Genomic DNA, 24,069 nt, shown 5'->3' with positions numbered 1-24,069 from the left:
TCTCGACGCTACGTTCGCGCGGTGGGAGGCGCATCGCCTGATTCGGGTGAAGCGTCCAGCTCGAGCGCCGCGCCGGGGTCGAGAATCTCCACGTGTGTGGCCAGGTCGAGCGCTGAGACGGCCTCCGCGAACGCCTTCGCCGGCGCCCGCGGATCGTTCAGCGTGCGCTCGCCGGGGGAGCGCATCGTCCCCCAGTGGATCGGGATCGCGATCCGCGGCCGGATGTGCGCGACAGCATCCGCCGCGGTCTCGGGGCCGAGATGGCCGGCGGGCAGCCGCGGACCCCAGCCCCACACCGGCAACAAGGCGACGTCGGCGCGGCCGCGCAGCGCCACCAACCCCTCGAACAGGTCCGTGTCACCCGCGAAGTACACGCGGTCGATCAGGTAGCCGAGGGTCAGGTCGTCCTGCGCCAGCGGATGCCGGCGGCCGTCGTGCTCGGCGTCGACGGCCTCGATCTCCACGTCGCCGATCCGGTGGCGCTCGCCCACGTCGAGCTCGATCACCGAGCCGACCTTCGCGCGGCGCAGCAGGCGAGCGCAGCCGCGCGGGACGATCACCGGCCCGTCGTGCTCGAGGTCGCGCAACGAGCCGTTGTGCAGGTGGTCGGCGTGGGCGTGCGAGATCAGCACGGCGTCGAGGTCGCGGAGCGTCTCGAGGTCGGGGTCCGGCACGCGCCGGACGACGTGCCCGAGCCGGTGGCACAGCAGCGGGTCGGTGAGCAGGCGGACGCCGCCCAGCTCGAGCAGGACCGTCGCGTGCCCGACGTACGTCAGCCGTTGCACATCACACCGCGGTGGTCTGCCGCTCCGCGTCCTGCTGAGCCGCCAGCTGCTGCGCCGCGACCTGCTGCTGCTGCACCTGATACGCCTGCCGCGACCGCAGCAGCATCATCTTCTCGGTCAGCCAGTCGATCAGCGCGCTGAGCGCGAGACCGACGATGCCGTACACGATCATCGCGAAGATCACCGACGGGTCGAAGACCGAGTTCCCGCTCAGGTCGATCGACTCGAACAGGCCGCGGAACGGCGCCATCACGCGGTCCAGGCTGCGGTACGCCCACTCGGCGAACGGCGCGTCGGGGTTGGCCCCGAACAGCAGCAGGAAGAACCCGAGCAGCAGGATCACGAGCGAGAAGAGCACGAACGCGTAGACGAGGTACGTGAGTACGCGCGCGCCGCGGACGAGGGTGAGACCGGTGTTGGTGTTCATTGCGGCTCCTTTCCGGGCTCAACCCGGCGTGGGCGCGTCCGCCCGAGATTGCCGACGATCAACGAGACGACGGTGACGAGGTAGATCTGGCCGAGCAGCGACTCGAAGATCGAGAGGGTGTGCCCGAGGTCGGAGCGAGCGGTGTAGTCGCCGTAGCCGACCGTCGCGAGCGTGACGAAGCTGTAGTACAGGCTCAGCGACGCGGTGGCCGGGACGTTCTCCGCGAAGAACGAGCCGCCGAACTCGTCGATCGTCCCGTAGATGAACGCCCACATCATCCCGAGCAGCATGTAGAGCGTGATCACGCCGGTGACCGGGCCGAGCCCGATGCGGTCGGTGCTGCGCAGCTCGCGGAGCACGCCGAGGGCGACGGCCGGGGGCGCGATGGCGGCGACCGCGGCGTTCATCAGCTGTGCCTGGCCTTCCCCGATCACGACGCCGGCGGAGCGCAGGATCGCCGCGGCCACACCGGCGACGGCGAACACGTCGGCGGTGAAGCGCACCGCGCCCGTCGCCCGCGCCATGCGGAAGGACCCGATCAGGATCGTTCCGAGCAGCACGCTCACGAGCACCCGCTGCACGTCGCCTGAGGGGATCGCCCCCTGGACGGCGACCGCGGCCACCACGCACAGCAGCAGCACCTCGTTGCGCGGCCAGTCCTCCACGCGCCGAGACACTCGCGGGCGCGGCGTGACGGGGCGCGCGGACATTGCCGGATCGAACTCCAGCGGCCCGACCAAGGCAAGGGTGCGCGCCCCCGTCCGGGGTGGGAGGCAGGCACGCTGCGCATGGACACCCCCTCGGCCGGGGTGGTGCACGCGCCCCGGAGCATCGGACGGTTGGCGCCCTTGGCCGACCGGCCCCAGGCGTGAATGCTGCGGTCGAGGTGCTCACCGATCCCGCCCCGACCCTCGCCCGGGCGCTGCCCCGCGCCGCTGCGGAGCCCCTGCCGCCCGGCACGGTCCCGCGGGCGCGCCTGGTGCGCCGGCTGACCGCGGCCGCCGGCACGCCGCTCGTCCTCGTCGTCGCTCCCGCCGGATACGGCAAAACGACGCTGCTCGCCGAGTGGGCGCTGCGCGATCCCCGGCCGTTCGTGCTCGACTCGCTGGCGGGCACGGACGTCGACACGCTCCTGGACTCGCTCGACCACGCCCGCCCCGCACAGGTGATCGTCGCCGACGACCTGCAGACGGCGACCGAGGACGACGCCCGGCGCATCCTCGACGCCGCCGAGCACCTGCCGAAGGGCACGACGCTCGCGATCGCGTCGCGCACCCGCCCGCCGTGGCCGATCGGCCGCCTGCGCGCCCACCGGCTGATCACCGAGGTCCGCGTGAGCGACCTGCGGCTGACCCGCCTGGAGGCGGCGATGCTCCTCGACGCGCAGGGACTGCAGCTGAGCGGCCCCGATCTCGACGCGCTGCTCGCGCGCACGGAGGGCTGGCCGGCGATGCTCTACCTGGCCGCGCGGCAGCTGGCGGACGAGGAGGATCTCGCGGCGGGGATCGCCACCTTCAGCGGGGCGAGCCGCCCCGTCGCCGAGTTCCTGGCGGACGAGGTGCTCTCCGAGCTGACCGACGACGAGCACGCGTTCCTGCGCCGCGCCTCGATCCTGCCCCGCCTCACCGGCGCCGCGTGCGACGCGGTGCTCGACGCGCACGGCACCGGCGAGGCGCTGGTCGAGCTCGTGCGCCGCGGGGTGCCGCTGACGTCGCTCGACCGCCGCGACCTCGCGTACCGCGCACACCCGCTGCTGCGCGAGGCGCTCGCCGCGGAGCTGACGCGGGCGGAGCCGGAGCTGACGCCGCGGCTGCACCTCCGCGCGGCCCGCTGGCATCGCCGCAACGGCGAGGACGACGAGGCGATCCGCCATGCGCTCGCGGCGCGCGACACCAAGCTCGCCGCCCGCATGCTCTACGTGCACGCACCGCGCTACGCCGTGGACGGCAACGGCGCGGCGCTCGGCGACCGGCTCGCGCTGTTCGGCGGCTCGTGGCCGGGCGCGCCGCCCGTGTTCGAGCTGGCGTCGGCGATGCACCACCTCGTGTCGGGTCGCCGGCACGCGGCGGCGGGCGCCGCGGACGCCGCCGAGCGGGGGCTCCCCGCCGATGCGGGCGTGCGGGCGACGTGCGCGTTGATCCGGGCGTGCCTGGCACGCGACGGCGTCGGTGACATGGCCCGCGAGGCCGCGCTCGCCCGGTCGTTGCTGCCGTCGGCGAGCCCTTGGCACGGGCTGGCGTTCACGCTGCTCGGCGTGGCGGGACACCTGCGCGGCGAGTCCGACGCCGCCTTGGCGCTGCTCGAGGAGGCCGAGGGCCGTGCGGCCGGACGCCTGCCGGTGGTGGCGGCGCTGGCGAGCGCGCAGCGCGCGTTGGTCTGCGCCGATCTGGAGGACTGGGACGAGGCCGCGCGCTGCGTGCGCGAGGCGCACATCGCGATCCCGCTGACGGCGCCCGACGCCGTGCGGGCGCTGGCGTTGGCCGCGAGCGCGGTCGTCGCCGCGTCGCGCGGCGAGATCGCGCAGGCGCGCAATGACGCCGTCGACGCCGACCGGCTGCTCAACGCGCAGCTCGACTTCCCCCCGTGGGTGCTCGCCGAGGCGCACGTGTGGCTGGCCCGGGCCGAGATCGCGCTCAGCGACGGGCGCGCCGCGCGCGCGTTGCTGGCCCGCGCGGCGCGGCTGGCGGGGCGGGTCCCGGGCGAGGTCACGCTCTCGCATTGGATCCACGACGGCTGGGACCGTGCCGACGCGTTCGCCGAGAGCGCGATGGGCGACGGTCCCGCGCTCACCAACGCGGAGCTGCGGATCCTGCGGATGCTGCCGAGCCACATGTCGTTCCGCGAGATCGGCGAGCGGCTGCACGTCTCCACGAACACGGTCAAGACCCAGGCGCTGGCGGTCTACCGCAAGCTCAACGTGTGCTGCCGCTCTGACGCGGTCGCGCGTGGGCGCAGCGTCGGCTTGATCGGTGAACCGTGAACACGCTGACCGTCTGGCGCTTCGACGCGCCGGACGGCGCCGAGACCGGCCTCGCGAGCCTGCGAGCGCTCGCGGACGAGGGGCGCGCGACGGTCGACGACGCGGCGCTCGTCTCCTGGCCGGTCGGCCGGCGCACGCCGCGCACGCAGGAGCTCGGCAGCATCACGGGGCCCGGCGGGTTGTGGCACGGCTTCTGGGGGATGCTGCTCGGCCTGATCTTCCTCACGCCGCTCGCCGGGCCGGCGTTCGGCGCCGCCGCGGGCGCGGTCGCTGGCTCGCTCGGCGACTTCGGCGTGGCCGACGACTTCGTCAAGCGCGTGCGCGACAGCGTCACGCCCGGCACGTCGGCGCTCTTCATCCTCTCGACGCGCGCGTCGGCGGCGAAGATCGCGGACGCGCTCGCTCGCCTCGGCGCCGAGGCGCTTCGCACCGAGCTCTCGCTCGAGCAGGAACAGCTCCTGCGCGACGCGCTCGCCGACAGATGAACGACGGGGTGCGCACACCACGTCCAGCCGCTGGCGCGCCCCCGTGCGGCGACGCTCGCACGGCGCGACGATAGTGGTCGTTTCCAGCACAAATTCAAAGGAGGCACAGATGAGCAGTGCGGTCGACCCGGGCATGGGAAGCTCGGCGCTCGGGACCGGCGCGTCGCGGGTCATGGAGATGGAGGCGCCGCGCATGTGGTGGCTGTGGTTGGTCACGGGCATCGCGTGGATCGTCGCCTCCCTGGTGATCCTGCAGTTCGACAAGGCATCGGTCACGACCGTCGGCGTGATCATCGGCTGCATGTTCGTCTTCGCGGGCATCCAGCAGCTCGTGCTCGCCTCGTTCACCGATCACCTGCGGTGGCTGTGGATCACCTTCGGCGTCCTGATGCTGATCGCGGGCGTGATCGCGTTCGTCCGGCCGGAGAAGGCGTTCGCCGGCTTCGCCGACATCCTCGGCTTCCTGTTCCTGCTCGTGGGCGTCTGGTGGACGATCGAGGCGTTCGTCTCGCAGAGCGTCAACCCGCTGTGGTGGCTGACCCTGATCAGCGGCATCCTGATGCTGATCATGGCCTTCTGGACAGCCGGTCAGTTCTTCATCGAGAAGGCCTACATCCTGCTCGTGTTCGCCGGCGTCTGGGCCCTGATGCACGGTGTCACCGACATCGTGCGCGCGTTCCAGATCCGCAAGATGCGCGAGATCTGACCATCACGTGAACGGCGCCGCCGCGGCGGCGCCGTTCTCGTGTCGCCTCCTAGCCGAGGATCTTGCGCTTCTCGGCGGCGAACTCCTCCTCGGTGAGGATGCCGTCGTCGCGCAGCTTGGCCAGCTCGCGGAGCTGTTGCACCGGGTCCTCCGGCGGCTCCGGTGGCGGCGCGTACTGCTGCGGCGGCGCCTGCTGGTACGGGTCCGGCTGGGCGTACTGCTGCTGCCCCGGCAGCTCACCCTTCGCGCCCCAGCGGTTGACCTGCCGGCGCGACACGCGGTTGCTCACCGCGGTGGCGGTGCCGGCGACGACAGCGGTGCGGGCAACCCCGCGTAGTAGTCCTGGCATCTCTCTCGTTTCTCCTCAGTCGGCTACACGGTCGAGGCTTCTTCGAGCGCGTCGAGCGCCGCGAGGATCGCCTGGATCTCGATCCGCCCGCTGGCGACGAGCTGGCCGCCCGACTTACGGATCGCCACGGCCACGGGCGCGGCCCAGCGGTTCTCCCACATGAGCACCGCCGCCGACGTGCCGGGCTCGAGCGCGGCCGCCGCCTCCACGAGGTCCTCCTGCCCGATCAGCCCCGTCGACGCGCCCTGGAACTCCGCGAAGCCGGCGCCGTCGTCGTCGAGCTCGCCCAGGTCGATCGCGGCCACCGACCCGTCATCGCCCTTCACCATCAACGCCACGTCCAGGATCCGGATGATCCCTCGGTCGTGGAGTTCGAGGATCATCGGCGCGACGTCGCCTTTCGGCTGCCTACCAGGCCATTCGATGACCACATAGTCGACCGGGCCCATCTCCTCTAGCGGGTCCTCTGCCATGGGATTCCTCCTTCTCTACGGGGAGTTCGAGAATCCGGCGAGCGCAGGTGCCATGCATCATCCGATCCGGGTGACCATGCCGGTTCACGGCTCGTCCTCGCGGAAGCGCACCGTGATCTCGGCGCGCGGGTCGCTCTGGGCGATGCGGGCGGTGGCTTCCAGGACGCGGCGGTCGGCGGGCTCGAGGCTGCCGGTCAGTGAGCGGGGCCAGAGGCGTTCGCGGCGCACGACGTTGACCTCGGCGGAGAAGAGGAGGACGTGGGCGCCGACCCAGAACCAGGACATGAGGCCGATGACGATGGCGAACGTGCCGTAGGTGGCGGTGGCGCCGGCGATCACGTAGTTCACGTACCAGGCGCCGACGGATTGCAGGGCCACCGAGCCGACGGTCGCGAGGATGACGCCGGGCAGCTGGTCGCGCAGCGGGACGTGGTCCGGGCCGAGCAGGCGGAAGACCGCGAGGAGGATGAGGGAGGTGCCGCCCACGGACACGACGCCCGCCGCGGCGCGCTGGACCCGCGGCGCATCGAGGCCGTCGACGGCGAGGCCGCCGATCGCGACGGAGGCGATCAGCAGCACGGCCAGCAGCGCCAGCAGCGCGAGTCCCCGCAGCCGCAGGCCCACGAACCCGCGCTGGGCCATGCGGGGGACGTCCCAGACGGCCTGGAAGGCGCGGGAGATCGCCAGCATCACGCCCAGGCCCGCCCACAGAGCGCCGGCGAGACCGATGATCAACGCCGGGGTGCTGCCGGTCAGCGGCGTCACCGCGTCCCCGAGTTGCGCACCGATCACGGGGACGCGCGCCAACGTGGACTCCAGGACGTCTTCGCGCAGCGTCGCGTTGTCCTCGAGCACGAAGCCGAGCACCGAGACGAACGCCAGGAGCAGCGGGAACAGCGAGAAGAACGCGTAGTAGGCGATCAGCGCCGCCAGCCGCGAGGCGCCGTCGTCGGCGAACTTGCGCACGACGGCCACCACGAATCCCAGACCGGCGTGGCGGCGCTGCCATCCGTCAACGGCGGCGAGCGCCCCAGGCACGGCAGCCTCTCAGGCCGCGGGCACGGCGGGCGGCGGCTCCGACGCGGCGCCCAGCAGCGGCGTGCCCGACAGCTCGCCGCGCCAGCCCATCAGCACCTGATGCAGCGAGCCGGCGCCGAGGACGCGCTCGGAAGGCATCTGCAGCGCCGGCGGGTGCAACACGAACGGTCGCGTCTGCGGCCCGCCGAGCCCGCCGTGGAAGGAGATCAGCTCCTCGAACGCGCAGCCCTCGTCGGTCTCGGGGTCGTAGAAGCTGCCGACCATCATGTCCGCGCAGTGGGTGAAGCCGTCGGTCCGCAGCAGGTGGCGTGCCGCGGTCGGGGAGAAGTTCGCCAGCGGGTCCTCGCCCTCGACCACGCCGTCGGCCAGCCGGTGCGACCCGCGCGCGCCGAGCACCATCGCGCCATGGGCGGACGAGCGCACCAGTACCCAACCGACGTGGGGGTGCGAGCGCAGCGCCGGCAGCAGCTCCGGATGACGCTCGTCGATCTCCTCCATCGACATCCGCGACGAGGACTCCATCAGGTAGACGAGCCCGAGGTTGCCCGAGCCGAGCACGACCACGTCGCGGTCGCTGACGTCGTTGGCCGGCCGCTTCTCCTTGCCGCGACCTGTCGCCTCGACGACGGCGCGCGACGCCATCGCCTGCTGCTCGTCGCCCTCGGCGAGCGCGAGCATCTTGCCCGACTCCAGCGACTTGGCGACGAGCTCGTCCAGCCCGTAGCCGTTGCGCTGCTTGAACGTCGCGCCCTGCGTCTGCCCGTGGTCGGACAACACGACGATCTCGTACGGGCGAGCCGCGAACCGGCGCGAGCGGAAGATCCGGTCGAACTGCTGGTCGAGCTTGCGCAGCGCCTCGAGCGTGTCCGCCCGCTCCAGCCCTGAGTGATGCGCCACCTCGTCGTAGGACGCGAACGTCGCGTAGATCACCGGTCGCCCGCGCATCATGTCCGTCAGCACGCCGTAGACGACGAGGTCGCGCACGACGACGCACATGAACCCGCGCAGCAGCGGATAGATGCCGCCGCGGTGCCCGCGCGGGCGCACGTCGCGGCGTACGGCGCGCCGCGCGGCGAGCACCTCGAGCGCCATCTCCCAGATGAACAGGACCAGCGCGCGCGTGACGTTGAAGCCGTTGGCCAGGAACGCCCGGTAGCCGGGGTTCGCCCGCTTCTCCTCGTCCATGCGGCTGACCGTGAGGATCACCGCCTCGGCATCGCCCGACAGCAGGTTGCCGCGGCTCGCGCCGCCGCCGCTCAACAGGCCGGCGCCGGTCGACAGCCGCTTCTCGATCTCCGCGCAGTCGGGGGGCGACGAGCACGACATCAGCACGCCGCGCTCCTTCTCCACCCACCGGAACGCCGGGATGCCCTCGTTGGAACCGAGCAGGATGCCGGCCTGGCTGGCGCCCGTCTGCGAGGAGAGATCGGTCTCCCACTCGTCGAGCCGGTAGCCGTCCTCGGCCATCCAGCGCGCCATCGCGGGGGCGCTGCCGCTCTGCATCGCGCGCCGCAGGATCGGCATCGCGAGCCCGTCGATCTCGAGGAAGACGATCCCGGGCGCGTCCGTGTGCGTCACGGGTCCCTGGCGTCGCGCGATCCGGCGCGTGACCCGCATCTGGTACTCGGAGTCGTCGTTGGTGCCGAGGACGACCTGGAGCACGATCGACGCCGCGGCGATCACGAGCGTGGCCAGCAGCGCGTCGCCGAAGGAATTGACCACGATGCTGTCGGGCACGATCTTCGACGCCGCCATCAACAGGAGCGCGTCGGCCACGAGCACGAGCAGGAACCCGAGCACGAGCGTGAGCGGGAGCCGCAGCGCCGCGAGCACCGGCGGCAGGATCGCGTTGAGGATGCCGATCGCGGCCGCGGTCAGGAGGGCGCCGCCGGGGAAGTGCAGCTCGACGCCTGGCACCAGTCCGGCGCCGATGAGCACGCTGAGCGCGCTGACACCCCACGCAAGCAGCACCCGCGTCGGCCGGAACCGCGGAGCCTCCGGCTCCCACCGCGGCCGCTGACCGTAGGTCACCTGGTCGATGTCGCGCTCCATGGCCGAACTCAACCGCCGCAGCCAGGGCCGATCATCACCCGCATCGGATGATGCCCGGCCGGGGACCCGCTCCGAGACTCCTCGGGCAGTCGACCCCAAGGAGGCAGAATGAGCACGCTGATCGCGATTGCTTATGAGGATGCAGCGACCGCTGAGCAGGTCCGCACGGAACTGATCCAGGCCACGAAAGAGCATCTGCTCACCCTCGAGGACGCCGTCGTCGTCGAGCACCAGCCGGACGGCAAGATCAAGCTGCATCAGGCGCAGAGCACCGCGGGCGTGGGTGCCGCGGGCGGCGCGCTGTGGGGCGGCCTGATCGGCCTGTTGTTCTTCGTCCCGCTCTTCGGCATGGCCATCGGCGCGGCGACCGGCGCCGTCGCCGGCAAGATGACCGACGTGGGCGTCAACGACGACCTGATGAAGAACCTCGGCGCGAAGATGCCGCCCGGCGGCGCCGCGTTGATCGTGCTCGGGCGCGCGGACGCTCCCGACAAGGTCCTCGAGCGCGTGAGCAAGTACGGCGGCGAGGTCATCCAGACGTCGCTCGACTCCGAGGACGAGGAGCGCCTGCGCGCAGCGCTCGGCGAGACCGCCCCGGCCTGAGACACGGTGCACTTCGAAGGGGCTCGCGGCCACGCCGCGGGCCCCTTCAGTCTGTCCGGGGCCGGCGCGAGAAGGCCTCGGAGGCCACGAGCACCAGCGCCGCCGCGCCGATGCTGATCAACCAGTGATCGAGATCGAGGTCGACGGTGCCGAGGATGCGGTGCATGAGGTTGGTCTGCACGCCCGCCACGATCGCCACCGCCGAGAGTGCGACCGCGAGCAGCAGCGTGCGATCGAGCGCCTCCACACGCAGCGGCGGGCGGCGCTCGTCCCACAACGCGACCGACAACAGCACGCTCGCCGTGGCGAACGTCGCGAGCCCCATCGTGCGCGCCGTGTGCGCGTCCCACGCGGCGTCCGCGAGCGCGATGCACGCGACCGTCACCGCGGCCTGCACCCCCGCGAGCGTCAACGGCAGGGAGCGATCACGCTCCCCGGCCGCCGCGGCACGCCCCAGCGCGGCCGCCTGCAGGACGTGCACCGTCAAGGTCACGTAGACCACCTGCCGGAGCGTCAGCCCGATGCCGCCCGCGAGGTCCAGCGCCGCCGCGGCGAGCACGACGCCGGCCAGCGCGCCGCCCGCCGCGAGCTCGAAGCGGATCGCCTGGGAGAGCCGCGCCAGCTGCCGGCGCCCGGTCTGGACCGCCGCGGCCACCGTGGCCACACCGGCGCCGCGCAGCGTCGCCGCCGCCGCCGCCTGCGCGGCCTCGGCCGCCCGCGGCACGGGCGCGAGCCCGACATCGGCGGCAGCGAGCGCCGGCGCGTCCCCGACGCCGTCGGCGAGCACCGCGACCACGTGGCCGCGATGCCTGAGGCCTTGGACGAACCGGAGCCGCTGTCGCGCGGTCGCGCCGGCGAGCACACCGACGTCCGCGAACGCGTCCTCGGCCATCGCGTCGAGCTCCGGTCCCGAGACCGCCTGGCCGTCGATCCCTGCCTCGCGCGCCACGGCCGCCGCGGCGCCGGGCTCGTCGCCCGTCACCAGGTGCACCGACAGCCCCGCGCGGCGCGCGGCCGCGACCGCGTCGGCGCTGTCCGCGCGCGGCGGATCGCCTAGGCCGATGACACCGATCAGCGTCAGCCGGTCGACGAGCGGGACGAGCGACGCCGCCGGGTCGAACTCGCCGGGCCGCAGGTCGCGCCACGCCGCCGCGATCGCACGCCGGCCGTCGCGCTCGAACTCGCCCTGCAGCTCGAGCACGGCCCGCCGGGCGGCCTCGTCGGCGCGGTGCGGCGCCTCGCCGGGCTCGAGCAGGAACGTGGTCCGGGCCAGGATCGCGCTCGGCGAGCCGAGCGCGTAGCAGCGCACGACCTCGGCGCCGTCAGCGCCGACGGCCGGGTGGAATGTCGCGGCGAGCTTGTACGACGCGTCGAACGGCACCCGCGCGACCCGCGGATGCGCGGCGCGGGTCGCGGCGACGTCGATGCCACCCGCGTCCGCCAGCCCCGCGCACGCCGTGCCGATCGGATCGCCGCGGGCCAGGCGATCGTCGTCGGAGACGAGCGCGAGCGCCATCAGCAGCGGCTCCAGCGACACGTCCAAGCGTCCGCCGACGCGCTTGATCGCGCCGCCGGACACGGTGTAGCGGTGTGACGCGACGCGGATCTCGGCCGCGCTCACCTGGCCGGTCGTGAGCGTGCCGGTCGGGTCGATCGCGAGCGTCGTGATCGAGCCGAGCGTCTCGGCGACCATCGGGCGCGTGACGACCACGCCGTCGGCGGCCAGCGCCCGCCGGGCGTGCGTGAGCACCGCGACGAGCACGATCGGCAGGCTGACCGGAAGCGCGGCCAGCGCCGCCGCGAGCGCGGTCTCGCCGGAGACGGTCCAGTCGCGCCCGTAGGCCGCGCCCAGCACGAGGGCGAGCACCGCGGCGCCCACCGCGAGGGCGAAGAGGCGGCGCGGCAGGCCGGCCAGACGGGCGACGCGGACCGCAGGCGCGGGGGTGATCGCCGAAAGCAGCCGCGACACGCCGCCCAGCTCGCTCGCCATCCCGGTGGCGGTGACGACGAAGCGCGCGGTCCCTCGCACCACCCGCGTGCCGAGGTGGACCATGTCGGTGCGCTCGCCGATCGCCGCGTCCGCGTCCGTGATCAGGTCGATCCCCTTGGGCGCGAGGAAGACCTGCCCGGTCAACGCGGACTCGTCGACCTGCAGCGCGTCGCTCTCCAGCAGCCGCCCGTCGGCGGGGACGACGTCGCCGGCCCGCAACGCCACGACGTCGCCCGGGACCAGGGCCTGGGCGTCGAGGGTCAGCAGGACCCCGCCGCGGATCACCCGCGCCTCCCGCGGCGCGGCCCGGCGCAACGCGTCGACCGCCTCGTCCGGCGGCCCTTCGCGCCACAGCAGGCAGATCGCATTGACCAGCGCGAGCGTCGCGACGACGAGCGCCGTGGCGGGCGCGCCGAGCGCGAGCGCGGCGACGGCGGCGAGCACGAGCGCGACGTTCAGGGGCTCACCGAACTGCCGCAGGAACGCCACGCGTCCGGGCTCGGGCGTCGCGCTCTCGAGCCGGTTCGGCCGCACCTCGGTGAGCCGTCGAGCGGCCGCTTCCGACGAGAGGCCCAGGGCAGGATCGACGTGCAGCTCGCGCGCCGCCTCGAGCGCCGGGACCGTGTGCCACGGCCGCTCGTCGAGCGCTCTGTTGGGCTCCGCCGATCGGGAATGCATGAGTGCCATGCCGCAGTGCGGAACGCTCGCCGCCCCGGTTCGCGGCGGCAATGGCGCTCGCACGCCATCCAGGGTGGTGCGCACACCTACCGCAGGGGAATCCTCCCGATCACGCGCGTCCCGTGCCCCGGCGAGGTGTCGATCTCCAGGCGCCCGCCGATCGCCTCGACCCGGTCGCGCATGTTGCGCAGACCGCCGTTGGCGTCGGATTCGAGCGGGATGAACCCGGGGCCGTCGTCGCGGACCTCGAAGCGCAGCTCCTTCCCTTGGCGCAGCGTCAACCACACGCCGGAGGCGCTCCCGGCGTGCTTGATCGAGTTCTGCAGCGCCTCCATGCAGGTGAAGTACACGGCGGTCTCGATCTCCGCCGCCTGGCGCGTGACGCCGAACGTGCGCAGGTGCACCGGCTTGCTCGCCTCGACGGCGACGCTCGTCAGCGCGTCGACCAGCCCACGGTCGGTGAGCATCGCGGGGTACACGCCGTGGGCGATCGCGCGCAGCTCCTCCATCGCGACGTCGATGTGCTCGCCCAGATCGGCGACCGCGGCGCGTCCCGCCTCCGGGTCGGTCTCCAGCAGCTCGACCGCGAGCGAGAGCTTGATCCGCAGCATGATCAAGCGCTGCTGCGCACCGTCGTGCAGGTTGCGCTCGATCCGCGAGCGCTCGAGGTCGGCCGCGCGGACGATGCGCTTGCGCGACTCCTCGAGCTCGCCGAGTGACATCACGAGCCAGGACCGCAGCCGCTGGTGGCGCAACGCCGACAGCGACAGCGAGCAGACCGCCTCGAGCAGCTCCTCGTCCTCACCGAGCTCGAGGTCGTGGACGAGCATCGCCGTCGGGCCGGAGTCGTCACCGATCGCGGTCACCTGCTTGCCCGTGGCGATCGCCTCCGCGACCGACGTCGAACGGCCGCGCGTGTCGCGCCAGGTCCCGGGCTCGTCGGTCGGGAGGAGGACCTCGACGTCCGGATCGTGCACGGCCTCGGCAAGCGCGTCGCGCAGACCGCCCACGTCGGGCGTCGTGCGCAGCGCGATGCTGAGGCGCTCGAGGATCGTGGCGACCTCGAGCCGCCGCCGCATCTGGCCGATGAAGAACGCCACCGCGATGCCGGGGATCCACAGCGCCCACGCGGTCCCGATCGCCTCGACGGCGGGCGAGTCCGGCCAGAACCGGCGGACGATCAGGAACGCGATCAGCGTGATGCACGAGCCGACGCAGGCGATCATCACCGGCACGACCTGGTGGCCCCAGGCGTGGCTCGCGCCGCGGACGCGGCGCAGCAGCGAGAGCGCGACGGCCGCCATCACCGCGACCGCGAACAGCTCCCGCAGCGGCTGGACGACGTCCTGCATGACCGCCGGCTCGTGGTCGAGCACCAGGAACGCGTTCGCCGGGCAGTCGGCGTCGCAGCTCGCCCACGGCGTGTCGACCGGATAGGCCTCGACGAACAGCGCGGAGATCAGGTACATCGACGCGATCAGCGTCAGCGCGACCACGAACAGCACCCGATCCGAGTGCTTGGCGATGTGGCCCTCCGGGAACGCGAGCATGACGTACAGCAGCACCGGGTGGATCAGCCACGCGGCGACACGGCCGACGCTGTAGGCGGTGCTCGACGAGCTCATCGAGAGCAGTGACACCGACCACACGAGGCCGGCGGCGATCAGCAGCCGGCCGAACCGGGCCGACTGCGGGCGCTGCATCGCGTTGAGCCCCACCGCGATCGGCACGACGACCACGAGGATGTGCACCAGCGCGCTACGGGGCTGATCCGTGCCGGTGCTGACGATGACCGCGAGGATCAGCGCGGAGGCGGCCAACGCCGCTGCCGCGGCGGCCACCGGAATGGTGAGCGGCCCGGCTCGAGAGGAGTGCGTCAAGGTCACGGTCGACATGCCGCCCCCGTCGATCCTTCGAAGCGCGGCGCGACCAGGCAATGAGGCCGACCTCTGTTTCCCGGTGGTGTCCGCATCACCACCTGGGTGCACGGGGTGCGCGCACCACCTCCGAACACCGGCACTCGCCATTGCGGCCCCTCCGCGCCCATGAGGTTCTTTGATCATGGCCGCGCCGCAGGTTGGACAACGTGGGTGGAGACGTGCCGTTGCGATCGGACTCGTCGTGCTCGGGTCCGTGCTCGCCTTCCTGGCCGTGCTCTCGATCTGGACGAACCGTCAGGTCCTCAACACCGACAACTGGACGAAGACGAGCTCGGAGCTGCTCGAGCAACCCGTGATCCGTGCGAGGATCGCCGACCGGCTGACCGAAGAGCTCTTCCAGAGCGTGGACGTCGAGGCCACCCTGCGCGAAGCGCTGCCACCGCGGGCGCAGATCCTCGCGGCGCCCGCCGCGAACGCGCTGCGCACGCAGGTCAACAAGCAGGCGCTGAAGGCGCTTGAGCGTCCTCGCGTGCAGCAGCTGTGGGCCGACGCCAACCGCAGCGCGCACGAGCAGCTGCTGGCGGTGCTCGAGGGCGGCGGTTCGACCGTGTCGACCCAGAACGGCGTGGTCGTGCTCAATGTCAAGCAGCTGCTGGGCGAACTGCAGAACCAAGTCGGCGTCGGCGGGCGGCTGCGCAAGGTGCTGCCGGCCAGCGCGACGAACATCACCCTGTTCCGCTCGGACGAGCTCTCGACGGCCCAGACCGTGCTGAAGTGGCTCAAGCCGCTGCCGTGGATCCTCGTCCTGGGCTCGCTCGCGTGCTTCGGGATCGCGCTCCTGGTGGCACCCGGCTGGCGCCGGAACGCGCTGCGGCTGTATGGCATCGGGTTCATCGTCGCGGGCCTCGGCGCCCTGTTCGCCCGCTCGGTGGGCGGCAACGAGTTCGTGTCCTCGCTGGCGCAGACCGCGGCCGCCGAGCCGGCGCTCCAGAAGCTCTACACGATCGCCACCAGCCTGCTCGTCAGCGTCGCGACCGCGTGCATCGTCTACGGCATCGTCATGTTCGTGGGCGCCTGGTTCGCCGGGCCGAACCGCGCCGCCGTCGCCGTCCGCCGGACGATCGCTCCGTATTGGCGCGAGCCGTTGATCGTCTACCCCGCCCTGGTCGTCGTGGTCGCCATCATCGTCTGGTGGGCGCCGACGCCCGCGTGGCGCAACGCGCCGGCCGTCCTGGTCCTCGCCGGCCTGATGGCCTTCGGCGTCGAGATGCTCCGCCGCCAGATGATCCGCGAGTTCCCCGAGTCGACGCGCGAGGCCGCCGCCGCTCGCCACCGCGAGCGCTGGGACCGCTTCACCGCTTCGACCAAGGCCAGCGGCGTGGCGATCCGCGACCGGGCGGTCTCGGGTGCCCGCTCCGCGTCCGACGCCGTCGAGGTCCGCCGCGCCGCGCGCTTCTCGCGGGACGATGAGGACACCCGGATGGAGCAGCTCGAGCGGCTCGCGCGCCTGCGTGAGGCCGGGCTGCTCAGCGACGAGGAGTTGAGCGCCGAGAAGGCGCGGATCCTCGCCAACGGCGTAGCCCCGACCGACTCCGGCCCCGTGGCCACGAACTGATCCGCGTTCAATCCGAAGGGAGTTGCATGGTCACGTCCTCCCCGCCCGCTTCTGTACACCGCAGCGGATGGGTCTCTTTCGCCGGCGTGTTGTTCATCACGGTCGGCGTCTTCAACCTGATCGACGGCATCGTCGCGCTCGCCAACGACGACTACTTCATCAAGGCGCAGCTGCTGTTCGGCGATCTGACGGCGTGGGGCGTGTGGTGGTTGATCGTCGGGTCCGTACAGGTCCTCACCGGCGTCTTCATCCTCACGCGCAGTTTCCTCAGCGCGATCGTGGGCGTCGCGATCGCCGGCATCAACATGTTCTCGCAGCTGTTGTGGCTCGGGACCTATCCCGGATGGGCGGTTGCGGCGATCGTCGTCGACGGCCTGATCATCTGGGCTCTGACCGTTCATTACGACGAGTTCGCATAAGGGAGACGAACAATGAGCACACTGGTAGCGATCGCGTATCCGGACGCGACCACCGCGGAGAACGTCCGCGGTGAGTTGGTGGCGATGGCCAAGGAGCACCTGGTCACGCTCGAGGACGCGGTCGTCATCGAGCACCAGGCCGACGGGAAGATCAAGCTGCGCCAGGCGATGAGCCTGACCGGCGCGGGCGCCCTCGGCGGCGCGGCATGGGGCGGCCTGATCGGCCTGCTGTTCCTCGCCCCGCTGTTCGGCATGGCGATCGGCGCGGCGAGCGGCGCGGTCGCCGGCAAGGTGTCCGACACCGGCGTCAACGACGACTTCATGAAGCAGCTCGGCGCGAAGCTGCCGGCCGGCGGCGCCGCGCTCGTGTTCCTCGGCCGCTCCGGCGCGCCGGAGAAGGTCCTGGAGCGCATCGGCAAGTACGGCGGCGAGGTCATCCAGAGCTCGCTCGACACCGAGCAGGAGGAGCGGCTGCGCTCCGCGCTCGGCGAGACGGTCAGCGCTTAAGCGGGGGGCTCCGGGGGGCGGCAGCCCCCCGGTCGTTCTCTACAGGCCGAAAGCCGCCCGCCCGGTGGGCGGGCGGCGTTTGTCGTTCTCAGCCGAGCTCGACGCCGAGCGCTTCGAGGATGTTGCCCGTCGCGGAGGCGATGCGCGCCGTGCCGACGATGGGAGCGATGACGGCGAGAACGCTCTTGACGTCCTCGTCGCCGATCCCGAGATCGGCCGCGACGCCGAGGTTGAGCGCGTAGGACGCGGGCGGCGCGTTCACGGCGACCAGTGCCGCGAGCCGCACGAGCTGGTTCGTCCGGTCGTCCAGCGACGACTGGTCGATCGCGCGCTCGGTCATGTCGGCGAGCAGCTCCAGCACGTTGGTCATCGTTTGCCTCCTTGGGGGTGGATGCCCTGACTCTGCTCGGCGCCACCGAGAGGGTCATCACCCGATGGGGATGACGCGCGCCCGCGCGCGCTGGGAGAGAGTGCGCGCGTGAAAGGGACTTCGCCCAAGTTGCTGAACGCCACGTTCGCGGTCGGCAACGCCGTCGTCGAGACCGCCCGCATCCCGTTGCGTGCCGCCGAGCATCTGCCCGGCGTCGGCTACCTGTCGTTCGAAGGCGCGGCCGTCAAGGCGCGGCTGCGCTCGCGCCTCGAGGGCCTGCTCGACGACCTCCTCGCCGCGCCGGAGGTCGAACGAGCCATCGATCAGCTGATCACGCGCTCTCTGGAGCGGCGTGATGATGTGCTTGCCGACGCAGACGCAGCTTCCACAGCTCCGACGCCACGATGATCGTCAGCGCCGCCCCGATGCAGATCAGCCACTGATCGCCGGTCATCTCGACGGTGTCGAGGATGCGCTGGAAGAAGTTCAGCTCGGTGGCGAAGATGATCGCCACCGCCGACAGCAGCGACGCGACGATGAACGTGCGGTCGTTGAACGTGTCGAGGCTGAAGACGGAGCGCAGCTCGTCACGCGCGGTGAACGAGAACAGCAGGTTGCCGATCGAGAACGTCGTCAGCGCCATCGTGCGCGCCAGGTCCGCGCCGTCGGAGTGCTCGGCGCCCGCGGCGACGCCCAGCGTGGCGCCCGCCATGACGATGCCCGCGATGACGAACCAGTGCGTGTCCGCCCGCCGCAGGATCGGGGCTTCGGGCTTGCGCGGCTTGCGTTCCATCAACCCCTCGGCCGGCTCCCCGTAGCCGAGGCCGATCGCCTGGAAGACCTGCGTGGTGAAGTTCACCCACAGCGTCTGCATCGGCAGGAACGGGATGCCGGACGCGATGTTGAGGATGCTCGCGCCGAGGAACGTCAGGATCATCCCGGCCAGCGCGCCCATCTGGAAGCGGATGTACTTGACGAGGTTGTCGTAGAGGCCGCGGCCGAGCTTGATGGCCTTCACGATCGTGGCGAAGTTGTCGTCGGTGAGGATCATCGCCGCGGCCTCCTTGGAGACCTCGGTGCCGGTGATGCCCATCGCGATGCCGATGTCGGCGCGCTTGAGCGCGGGAGCGTCGTTGACGCCGTCGCCGGTCATGCCGACGACGTGGCCCTTGCGCTTGAGGATGTCCACGAGCCGGACCTTCTGCTCGGGGGTCACGCGGGCGATCACGCCGATCTCGTCGATCTGCTCGTCCGCCTGCGCGTCGTCGAGCTCGGCGAACTGGGCGCCGGTGATCGCGCGCCCGGGGATGCCGAGGGTGCGCGCGATCGCCTCCGCGGTGATCGCGTGGTCGCCGGTGATCATCCGGACCTGGATGCCGGCCGAGTGCGCGGTCTCGATCGCCGCCTTGGCCGCGGGCCGCGGCGGGTCCACGATCCCCACCAGCGCGAGCAGCGTCAGGTCGTTCATCAACGTGAGCAGATCGCTCTTGGGGTCGAACGCGGCGGGGTCGAAGTCCTTGCGGGCCGTCGCCATCACGCGCAGGCCCTGCTTCGCCAGCCGCTCGTTCTCGCCGAGGTAGCGCTCCTTGAACGAGTCGTCGGCGGGCGCGACCGCCATCGCCGGGTCCAGGTGCGAGCTCGAGCGGGCCAGGAGCTGATCCGGCGCGCCCTTGACGAAGCAGCGCACTACGTCGGCGCCCGCGTCGTCGGTCATGCGATGGAACGTCGCCATCAGCTTGTAGGCGGTGTCGAACGGCAGCTCGGCGACGCGCGGGTACCGCTCGCGGGTCGTGTCGAGGTCCAGGCCGCCCTTCTCGGCCAGGACGACCAGCGCGCCTTCGGTCGGGTCGCCGATCATCTCGCCCGCGTCGGTGAGGACGGCGTCGCAGGCCAGCGCGAGCGGGAGCATGAACGGCTCCAGCGGGATCTCGGGATCGCCGGCGACGTGCTTGATCTTGCCCTCGGTCGAGTAGCCGCTGCCCGAGACCTTGTAGCGGCGGCCCGGGATCGTCAGCTCGACCGCGGTCATCTGGTTGAGCGTCAGCGTGCCGGTCTTGTCCGAGCAGATCGCCGACGTCGCGCCGAGCGTCTCGGTCGAGCGCAGGCGCTTGACGATCGCGTTGGCGTCGGCGAGCAGGCGGGTGCCGCGCGAGAGGATCGTCGTTACCACGGCGGGCAGGCCGGTCGGGATCGCGGCGATCGAGAACGCCACCGCGACGGTGAAGACCTCGGTGAAGCTCTGCCCGCGCAGCATGTTCAAAGCGACCGACGCGACGAGCGCGAGGCCGGCGATGGTCACCAGCTGCTTGGTCAGCTTCTCGAGCTGCACGGTCAGCGGGGACTTCGACTCGTCCTGGTGCTGCAGCATGCCCGAGATGTGGCCGACCTCGGTCTGCATGCCCGTGGCGGTGACCACGAACCGGCCGGAGCCGCGCGTCACGTTGGTGTTCATGTAGACCATGTCGGTGCGGTCGCCGAGCGGCGCGTCGGGCGCCTCGACGAGCTCGACGCCCTTGCCGACCGGCACGCTCTCACCTGTCAGCGCCGACTCGGCGATCTCGAGCGTCGCCGCGGCCAGCAGCCGCCCGTCCGCGGGGATCACGTCGCCCGCCTCGATCTCGACCACGTCCCCCGGCACGAGCTGCTCGGCCGGCAGCTGCGCGAGCTTGCCGTCACGGCGCACGCGCGCCTTGATGATCATCATCTTCGCCAGCGCGGCGACGGCCGCGGCCGCCTTGCCCTCCTGGCTGAGCCCGAGCACCGCGTTGAGCAGCGTCAGCGCCAGGATCATGATCCCGGTCCCGGGCTGCTTGACCGGGTAGATCGAGACCACGCCCGCGACCAGCAGCACGATCTGCATCGGGTCGCGGTACTGGCGCAGGAACGCGTGCCAGCGCGGCTCGGCCTTGGCCTCGGCGAACTTGTTGGGCCCGTAGCGCGTGAGCCGCTCGGCGGCCTCCTCGCTCGTCAGCCCGTGTTCTGGCTCGACGTGCAGCTCGTGCACGGCGTCGTCGCGTGTGAGCGAGTGCCAGGTGGGGACCGCCTCGGCGGTCTGTGCGGGTGCGGTCGTGGTCGCCATAGGGCTCCTCTTAGACGGGTGTCGGCGCCCGCTGGCCCGACGGTGTGACGACGGTGACCGGGACGCCGAGCGCCTCGACGCGGTCTGGAAGTCCTTCGCGCAACCAGCGCGAGCCCCACGGCGCGAGCGTGGAGAGGATCACCTCGTCGTAGACGTGCTGGGCGAGCTCGTCGGTGATCGCCTCCAGTGGCGCGCAGCCCCGCGCCAGGCGGCCGTCGACCGGTCCGCCGGTCGCGCGCGTGAACAGCTTCACCGCGTAGCGCAGCAGCCAGTCGCCCGGCCGGCCGGGCGGCGCGTCGGGGACGAGCAGGTGGAACTCGCAGTGGCCGGCCTCGGCGCGGGTGCGCAGTTGCGAGAGCAGCGCGGGGGTCGCGACCGACCGGTTCGCGACGATCAGGATTCGGGTGCTCTCAGACCCCATCGGCGCTCGCGATTGTCCGTCGCTCCGGGCGCCGCCACATCACCCACTTCGGGCGATGTGGAATCGCTCCGAGGGGCTGAATCGTCCGGCCCGTGGTAGGTACGGGCGTCGCTTGCTTTTGCGGGGACTTCTCCATACCGTCGGCGCACGCTCTGGGTCAGCGAGTCATCGATGCCTGAGAGAACGGCAGACCGGGCCCCGGTGATGGCCCTGGCGATGATCGGCGCGACGATCTGCCTGCTCTCGGTGGCGATTGCCGCGGCGGGCGCGCCAGAGGGTGAGAAGTTCGGCCGCGGCGTGTTCGCCCTGCTCGTCGTCGGCGTGCCGCTCGTCGCGGGCCTCTACGCGCTCGGCACCGCGACCGGCACGCGGTTCGGGATCGGGCTGCTCGCACTGAGCTGCGCCTGCTCGCTCGCCGGACTCGCCGGGCAGTCCTCGAGCATCCCGTACACGGTCGGCCGGCTGTCCGGGTGGCTCGCGCTCACGCTCGTGTACTGGCTGCTGCTCACGTTCCCCGATGGCCGCATCCACGGACGGTTCGAGCGCGTGCTCGCGATCTCGACGGTCGCGGTGGTCGGGGTGCTCTTCTTCGCCGCGACGCCGTTCGTGGAGAACTTCCCCGCGCGGACGCCGTGGGGATCGTGCGGCGTGGATTGCCCCGCCAACGCGGCGTTCCTGCTCGGCACCGAGCCCGGAGTGGTGGACAGCGTGGTCATTCCGCTGCGCAACACGCTGCTCGACCTGTTGCTCGTGGGCGTCGCGGTCTCGATGTTCGGCCGCTGGCACGCCGCGTCGCCCGTACGGCGGCGGATGCTGTGGCCGGTCGCGCTGGTGGGCACCGCGACCGTGGCGAGCCACGTGGTGTTCTCGGCGCTTCGCCAGTCCGCCGCGGGGAGCGACCTCGTGGACTCCTTCGGCGCCGTCACCGCCGTCTGCATCGTCGCCGTCGCGGCGACCTTCCTGTTCGCGCTCGTCGGGCGGCGTCTGCTCCTGGCCGAGATCCTGATGCGGCTCAACGGCACGACCCGCTGTCGCACGGAGCTGCGCGACAGGCTCGCCGACGCGCTCGAGGACCCGGAGATCGAGGTGCTCTCACGCGTGGACGCGGCCGGGCCGTGGCACGACGGCGCGGGCCATGAGCTGGCCGCACCGCCTGAGCCGGCGCCGGGACGCGACGTCACCGTCATCGAGGGCGACGGTCCGGCGCTGGCGCTCGTCCATGCCGCCGCGCTGCGCGACGACCAAGAGCTCGTGACCGCCGTCGGCTCGCTCGTTCTGGCCCGCTGGAGCAACGAGGAGATCACCGCCGAACGCGACCGCGCGCTGGTGGAGCTGGCCGACGCGCGGCGGCGGATCGACGACGCCGCCGAGGCCGAGCGCGCCCGGATCGGACGCGACCTGCACGACGGCGTCCAGCAGCGTCTGATCGCCCTCGGCATCCGCCTCGCACTGGCCGAGAAGACGCTCCACGACGACCCGGTCGCGGGCGCGCGCGCCGTGCGCGGCTTCACGCTCGAGGTCGACGAGGCGCTCGAGGAGCTGCGCTCGTACGCCAGTGGCTCGTTCCCGCGGGTCCTCCACGAGCACGGTCTCGAAGGCGCGCTGCGAGCGCTCGCACGGGATACGCCCTTGCCAGTGCACGTAAACGTTTCCGGACTCACGCGGCACGACCTCGACATCGAGACCTCGCTCTATTTCGTGTGCGCCGAGGCGGTGCAGAACGCGATGAAGTACGCGGAGGCCTCGGGCGTGTGGATCGAGCTCGCGCAGGATCGCCACCTGCGCTTCGAGATCCGCGACGACGGCGTCGGCTTCGTGCTCGGGCGCAGGGAGACCGGTCATGGTCTGCGCCACATCCGCGATCGCGTGCACACCGCCGGCGGCGAGGTCGTCATCCACACCTCGCCCGGCCGCGGCACCCGCATCACGGGGACGATCTATCTGCAGCGGATCGCTCCCTCCGGCCCACGCCCGTTGAGCAAGGCCGACGACGAGCGCAAGGCCGACGTGATCATCTACGAGCGGCTGCTCCCGGCGGTGCCCGCCACGGTCAGCCAGACCCGGCGCGAGCTGGACGAGGGCCTTCGCTGCCAAGGCCTCGACGGCGCCGAGCGAGCGGACATCGCGCTGCTGCTCAGCGAGGCGACGACGAACGTCGTCCGCCACGCCTACCAGGACGGCCGGCCTGGGCCGCTGTACGTCGTCGCCGTCCTGCGCGGTGACTCCCTGGCGCTGTCGGTCATCGACCACGGCGGAGGAATCCCGTCCCGCGAGGACGACGCGCCGTCGGGCCTCGGCCTGCGATTGATGCGTCGCCTCGCCGACGACCTCGACGTCGTCTCGGGCACGAAGGCGCGCGGCACCGCGGTGCATGCGACGTTCGACCACGTGACGGGAACGGGCGAGACCGTGCTGGGACCGTCGACCGTGACGGCCGTCGCGCGCGGTCAGTTGCTGCACGATTACGCGCGCGTCCTCGCCGCCATCCACCCCGACCTGCACGACGACGCGAGAGCCGCGCTGCGCGAGGCGCAGCACACGCTCATCGATTCGCGCGAGCGCTGGGCCGCGAGCGACCGTACGGCCTGACGCTAGAAGAAGCGCTGGAGGACCGCCGTCAGCCCGACCTCCCCGGCCACGCCGAGCGGGACGGTCAGGCCAAGCCACCGCAACTGCTCCACGCGCCCGCGGCTCGCCAGCACGGCCAGCGCGAGGCCGAGCCCGATCCACAACGCCGCGGTCGGGTACTGGTGCAACCGGTGCAGGTAGGCGTAAAGGCCCTCCGCGACGAACACGCCCGCGAGGACCGCGATGCCGGTGGTGCGCCACAGCCGTCCCGCGACGCCGAAGACCGGCCCGCCGAGTACCGCGCACAGGGTCCAGAAGACGATCAGTGAACCGGGCGTCCGGATGCCCTGCAGGTGGTCGACCGCGTAGTACCCGACGATCTGCGCCGCGCACGTGGCCAGGCCCGCGGCGGCTGCGGAACGGCGGCCGGCGGCCAGCGCTCCGACGATGAACGGGGCGACCAGCCAGGTGCTCACCGAGTTCGCGAATGCGTCGAGCGTGCCGTCGAGGTGCGCTCGGCCGAGGGAGCTGAGCGCGCCGACGGCCAGCCCCAGGCCGACGAGCTGGAATCCGCGCATGGCCGCCGATCGTAGGCGCGGCGTGTGCGGGTCCAGTGGCGGTGCTGTGCGGATTCTGTGCACCAC

At 72.1% G+C, this 24,069-nt stretch carries 22 protein-coding genes; 9 read left to right on the top strand and 13 right to left on the bottom strand.

Going from position 1 to position 24,069, the window contains the following annotated elements:
- Positions 1-8: 8 nt before the first annotated feature.
- From G569_RS53950 to G569_RS59565, 3 genes are read right to left on the bottom strand one after another with little or no spacing between them, the layout of a single operon-like run.
- The gene (locus tag G569_RS53950; RefSeq protein WP_053227406.1) at positions 9-785 is read right to left on the bottom strand and encodes an MBL fold metallo-hydrolase; all 777 of its coding nucleotides are present in this window, start codon (positions 783-785) and stop codon (positions 9-11) included.
- A gap of 1 nt (position 786) precedes the next feature.
- Positions 787-1,212, bottom strand: a complete 426-nt coding sequence (locus tag G569_RS59570) for a YggT family protein (RefSeq protein ID WP_053227405.1) — start codon at positions 1,210-1,212, stop codon at positions 787-789.
- Complete coding sequence (locus G569_RS59565) at positions 1,209-1,877, bottom strand: potassium channel family protein (protein WP_053227404.1); 669 nt, start codon at positions 1,875-1,877, stop codon at positions 1,209-1,211. The genes G569_RS59570 and G569_RS59565 overlap by 4 nt, the downstream gene beginning before the upstream one ends.
- Positions 1,878-2,080: 203 nt before the next feature.
- Here G569_RS59565 and G569_RS0134350 point away from each other — a divergent pair, with 203 nt between their 5' ends.
- The 3 genes from G569_RS0134350 to G569_RS0134335 all read left to right on the top strand — a co-directional run bounded on the left by G569_RS0134350 (position 2,081) and on the right by G569_RS0134335 (position 5,383).
- A complete protein-coding gene (locus G569_RS0134350; RefSeq protein WP_028066777.1) occupies positions 2,081-4,192 on the top strand; it encodes a LuxR family transcriptional regulator in 2,112 nt (703 codons plus the stop codon).
- Positions 4,189-4,677, top strand: a complete 489-nt coding sequence (locus G569_RS0134340; protein WP_028066776.1) for a DUF1269 domain-containing protein — start codon at positions 4,189-4,191, stop codon at positions 4,675-4,677. Before G569_RS0134350 ends, G569_RS0134340 begins: the two co-directional genes overlap by 4 nt.
- 109 nt (positions 4,678-4,786) lie before the next feature.
- Positions 4,787-5,383 carry an HdeD family acid-resistance protein gene (locus G569_RS0134335; protein WP_084286019.1) on the top strand — a complete coding sequence of 199 codons (597 nt, stop codon included), beginning with the start codon at positions 4,787-4,789 and terminating at the stop codon, positions 5,381-5,383.
- Positions 5,384-5,432: 49 nt separating this feature from the next.
- On the opposite strand, the gene G569_RS0134330 is transcribed toward G569_RS0134335, so the two are convergent.
- The 4 genes from G569_RS0134330 to G569_RS53930 all read right to left on the bottom strand — a co-directional run bounded on the left by G569_RS0134330 (position 5,433) and on the right by G569_RS53930 (position 9,295).
- On the bottom strand, positions 5,433-5,732 hold the full coding sequence (locus G569_RS0134330) for an SHOCT domain-containing protein (protein ID WP_028066774.1): 300 nt from the start codon (positions 5,730-5,732) through the stop codon (positions 5,433-5,435).
- A gap of 23 nt (positions 5,733-5,755) precedes the next feature.
- Positions 5,756-6,205, bottom strand: coding sequence for a DUF6325 family protein (locus G569_RS0134325; RefSeq protein WP_028066773.1), 450 nt, complete (start codon positions 6,203-6,205; stop codon positions 5,756-5,758).
- Between the two features lie 84 nt (positions 6,206-6,289).
- On the bottom strand, positions 6,290-7,243 hold the full coding sequence (locus G569_RS53935) for a YihY/virulence factor BrkB family protein (protein WP_084286017.1): 954 nt from the start codon (positions 7,241-7,243) through the stop codon (positions 6,290-6,292).
- A gap of 9 nt (positions 7,244-7,252) precedes the next feature.
- Positions 7,253-9,295: a phage holin family protein gene (locus G569_RS53930; protein ID WP_053227402.1), complete on the bottom strand. Its 2,043-nt coding sequence runs from the start codon at positions 9,293-9,295 to the stop codon at positions 7,253-7,255.
- Between the two features lie 108 nt (positions 9,296-9,403).
- Here G569_RS53930 and G569_RS0134310 point away from each other — a divergent pair, with 108 nt between their 5' ends.
- A complete protein-coding gene (locus tag G569_RS0134310) occupies positions 9,404-9,898 on the top strand; it encodes a DUF1269 domain-containing protein (RefSeq protein ID WP_028066772.1) in 495 nt (164 codons plus the stop codon).
- A gap of 46 nt (positions 9,899-9,944) precedes the next feature.
- Here the strand turns inward: G569_RS0134310 and G569_RS0134305 are convergent, their stop codons facing one another.
- Positions 9,945-12,566 (bottom strand): HAD-IC family P-type ATPase, encoded by a 2,622-nt coding sequence (locus G569_RS0134305; protein ID WP_037501163.1) that lies wholly within the window; start codon positions 12,564-12,566, stop codon positions 9,945-9,947.
- 86 nt (positions 12,567-12,652) lie between these two features.
- Positions 12,653-14,407 (bottom strand): sensor histidine kinase, encoded by a 1,755-nt coding sequence (locus G569_RS0134300; protein WP_028066770.1) that lies wholly within the window; start codon positions 14,405-14,407, stop codon positions 12,653-12,655.
- A gap of 280 nt (positions 14,408-14,687) precedes the next feature.
- Between G569_RS0134300 and G569_RS0134295 the strand changes: the two genes are divergently transcribed.
- The 3 genes from G569_RS0134295 to G569_RS0134285 are packed head-to-tail and all read left to right on the top strand — an operon-like array spanning position 14,688 to position 16,987.
- Positions 14,688-16,061 carry an SHOCT domain-containing protein gene (locus G569_RS0134295; protein ID WP_028066769.1) on the top strand — a complete coding sequence of 458 codons (1,374 nt, stop codon included), beginning with the start codon at positions 14,688-14,690 and terminating at the stop codon, positions 16,059-16,061.
- A 26-nt stretch (positions 16,062-16,087) separates the two neighbouring features.
- The gene (locus tag G569_RS53925; RefSeq protein ID WP_064750509.1) at positions 16,088-16,480 is read left to right on the top strand and encodes a DUF7144 family membrane protein; all 393 of its coding nucleotides are present in this window, start codon (positions 16,088-16,090) and stop codon (positions 16,478-16,480) included.
- 12 nt (positions 16,481-16,492) lie between these two features.
- The gene (locus G569_RS0134285; RefSeq protein ID WP_028066768.1) at positions 16,493-16,987 is read left to right on the top strand and encodes a DUF1269 domain-containing protein; all 495 of its coding nucleotides are present in this window, start codon (positions 16,493-16,495) and stop codon (positions 16,985-16,987) included.
- 88 nt (positions 16,988-17,075) lie between these two features.
- On the opposite strand, the gene G569_RS0134280 is transcribed toward G569_RS0134285, so the two are convergent.
- Entirely contained in the window at positions 17,076-17,357 is a 282-nt protein-coding gene (locus G569_RS0134280) for a carboxymuconolactone decarboxylase family protein (RefSeq protein ID WP_028066767.1), read from the bottom strand.
- A gap of 108 nt (positions 17,358-17,465) precedes the next feature.
- Here G569_RS0134280 and G569_RS0134275 point away from each other — a divergent pair, with 108 nt between their 5' ends.
- Complete coding sequence (locus G569_RS0134275; RefSeq protein ID WP_157592514.1) at positions 17,466-17,765, top strand: hypothetical protein; 300 nt, start codon at positions 17,466-17,468, stop codon at positions 17,763-17,765.
- Here the strand turns inward: G569_RS0134275 and G569_RS0134270 are convergent.
- Together G569_RS0134270 and G569_RS0134265 are read right to left on the bottom strand one after the other, a co-directional pair.
- Positions 17,689-20,436, bottom strand: a complete 2,748-nt coding sequence (locus G569_RS0134270) for a cation-translocating P-type ATPase (RefSeq protein ID WP_028066765.1) — start codon at positions 20,434-20,436, stop codon at positions 17,689-17,691. The two genes, G569_RS0134275 and G569_RS0134270, sit on opposite strands and share 77 nt — an antisense overlap.
- Positions 20,437-20,446: 10 nt before the next feature.
- Positions 20,447-20,857 carry a hypothetical protein gene (locus G569_RS0134265; protein ID WP_028066764.1) on the bottom strand — a complete coding sequence of 137 codons (411 nt, stop codon included), beginning with the start codon at positions 20,855-20,857 and terminating at the stop codon, positions 20,447-20,449.
- A gap of 204 nt (positions 20,858-21,061) precedes the next feature.
- Here G569_RS0134265 and G569_RS0134260 point away from each other — a divergent pair, with 204 nt between their 5' ends.
- On the top strand, positions 21,062-23,446 hold the full coding sequence (locus tag G569_RS0134260; RefSeq protein ID WP_028066763.1) for an ATP-binding protein: 2,385 nt from the start codon (positions 21,062-21,064) through the stop codon (positions 23,444-23,446).
- A 2-nt stretch (positions 23,447-23,448) separates the two neighbouring features.
- On the opposite strand, the gene G569_RS0134255 is transcribed toward G569_RS0134260, so the two are convergent.
- Positions 23,449-24,066, bottom strand: coding sequence for a DUF6518 family protein (locus G569_RS0134255; protein ID WP_306765333.1), 618 nt, complete (start codon positions 24,064-24,066; stop codon positions 23,449-23,451).
- Positions 24,067-24,069 lie beyond the last annotated feature (3 nt).

This window comes from Solirubrobacter soli DSM 22325 (assembly GCF_000423665.1).
In the GTDB taxonomy this organism is placed as follows: domain Bacteria; phylum Actinomycetota; class Thermoleophilia; order Solirubrobacterales; family Solirubrobacteraceae; genus Solirubrobacter; species Solirubrobacter soli.
The sequence above is the reverse complement of the archived record's forward strand: the minus strand, read 5'-3'. Positions and strand labels throughout refer to the sequence as shown.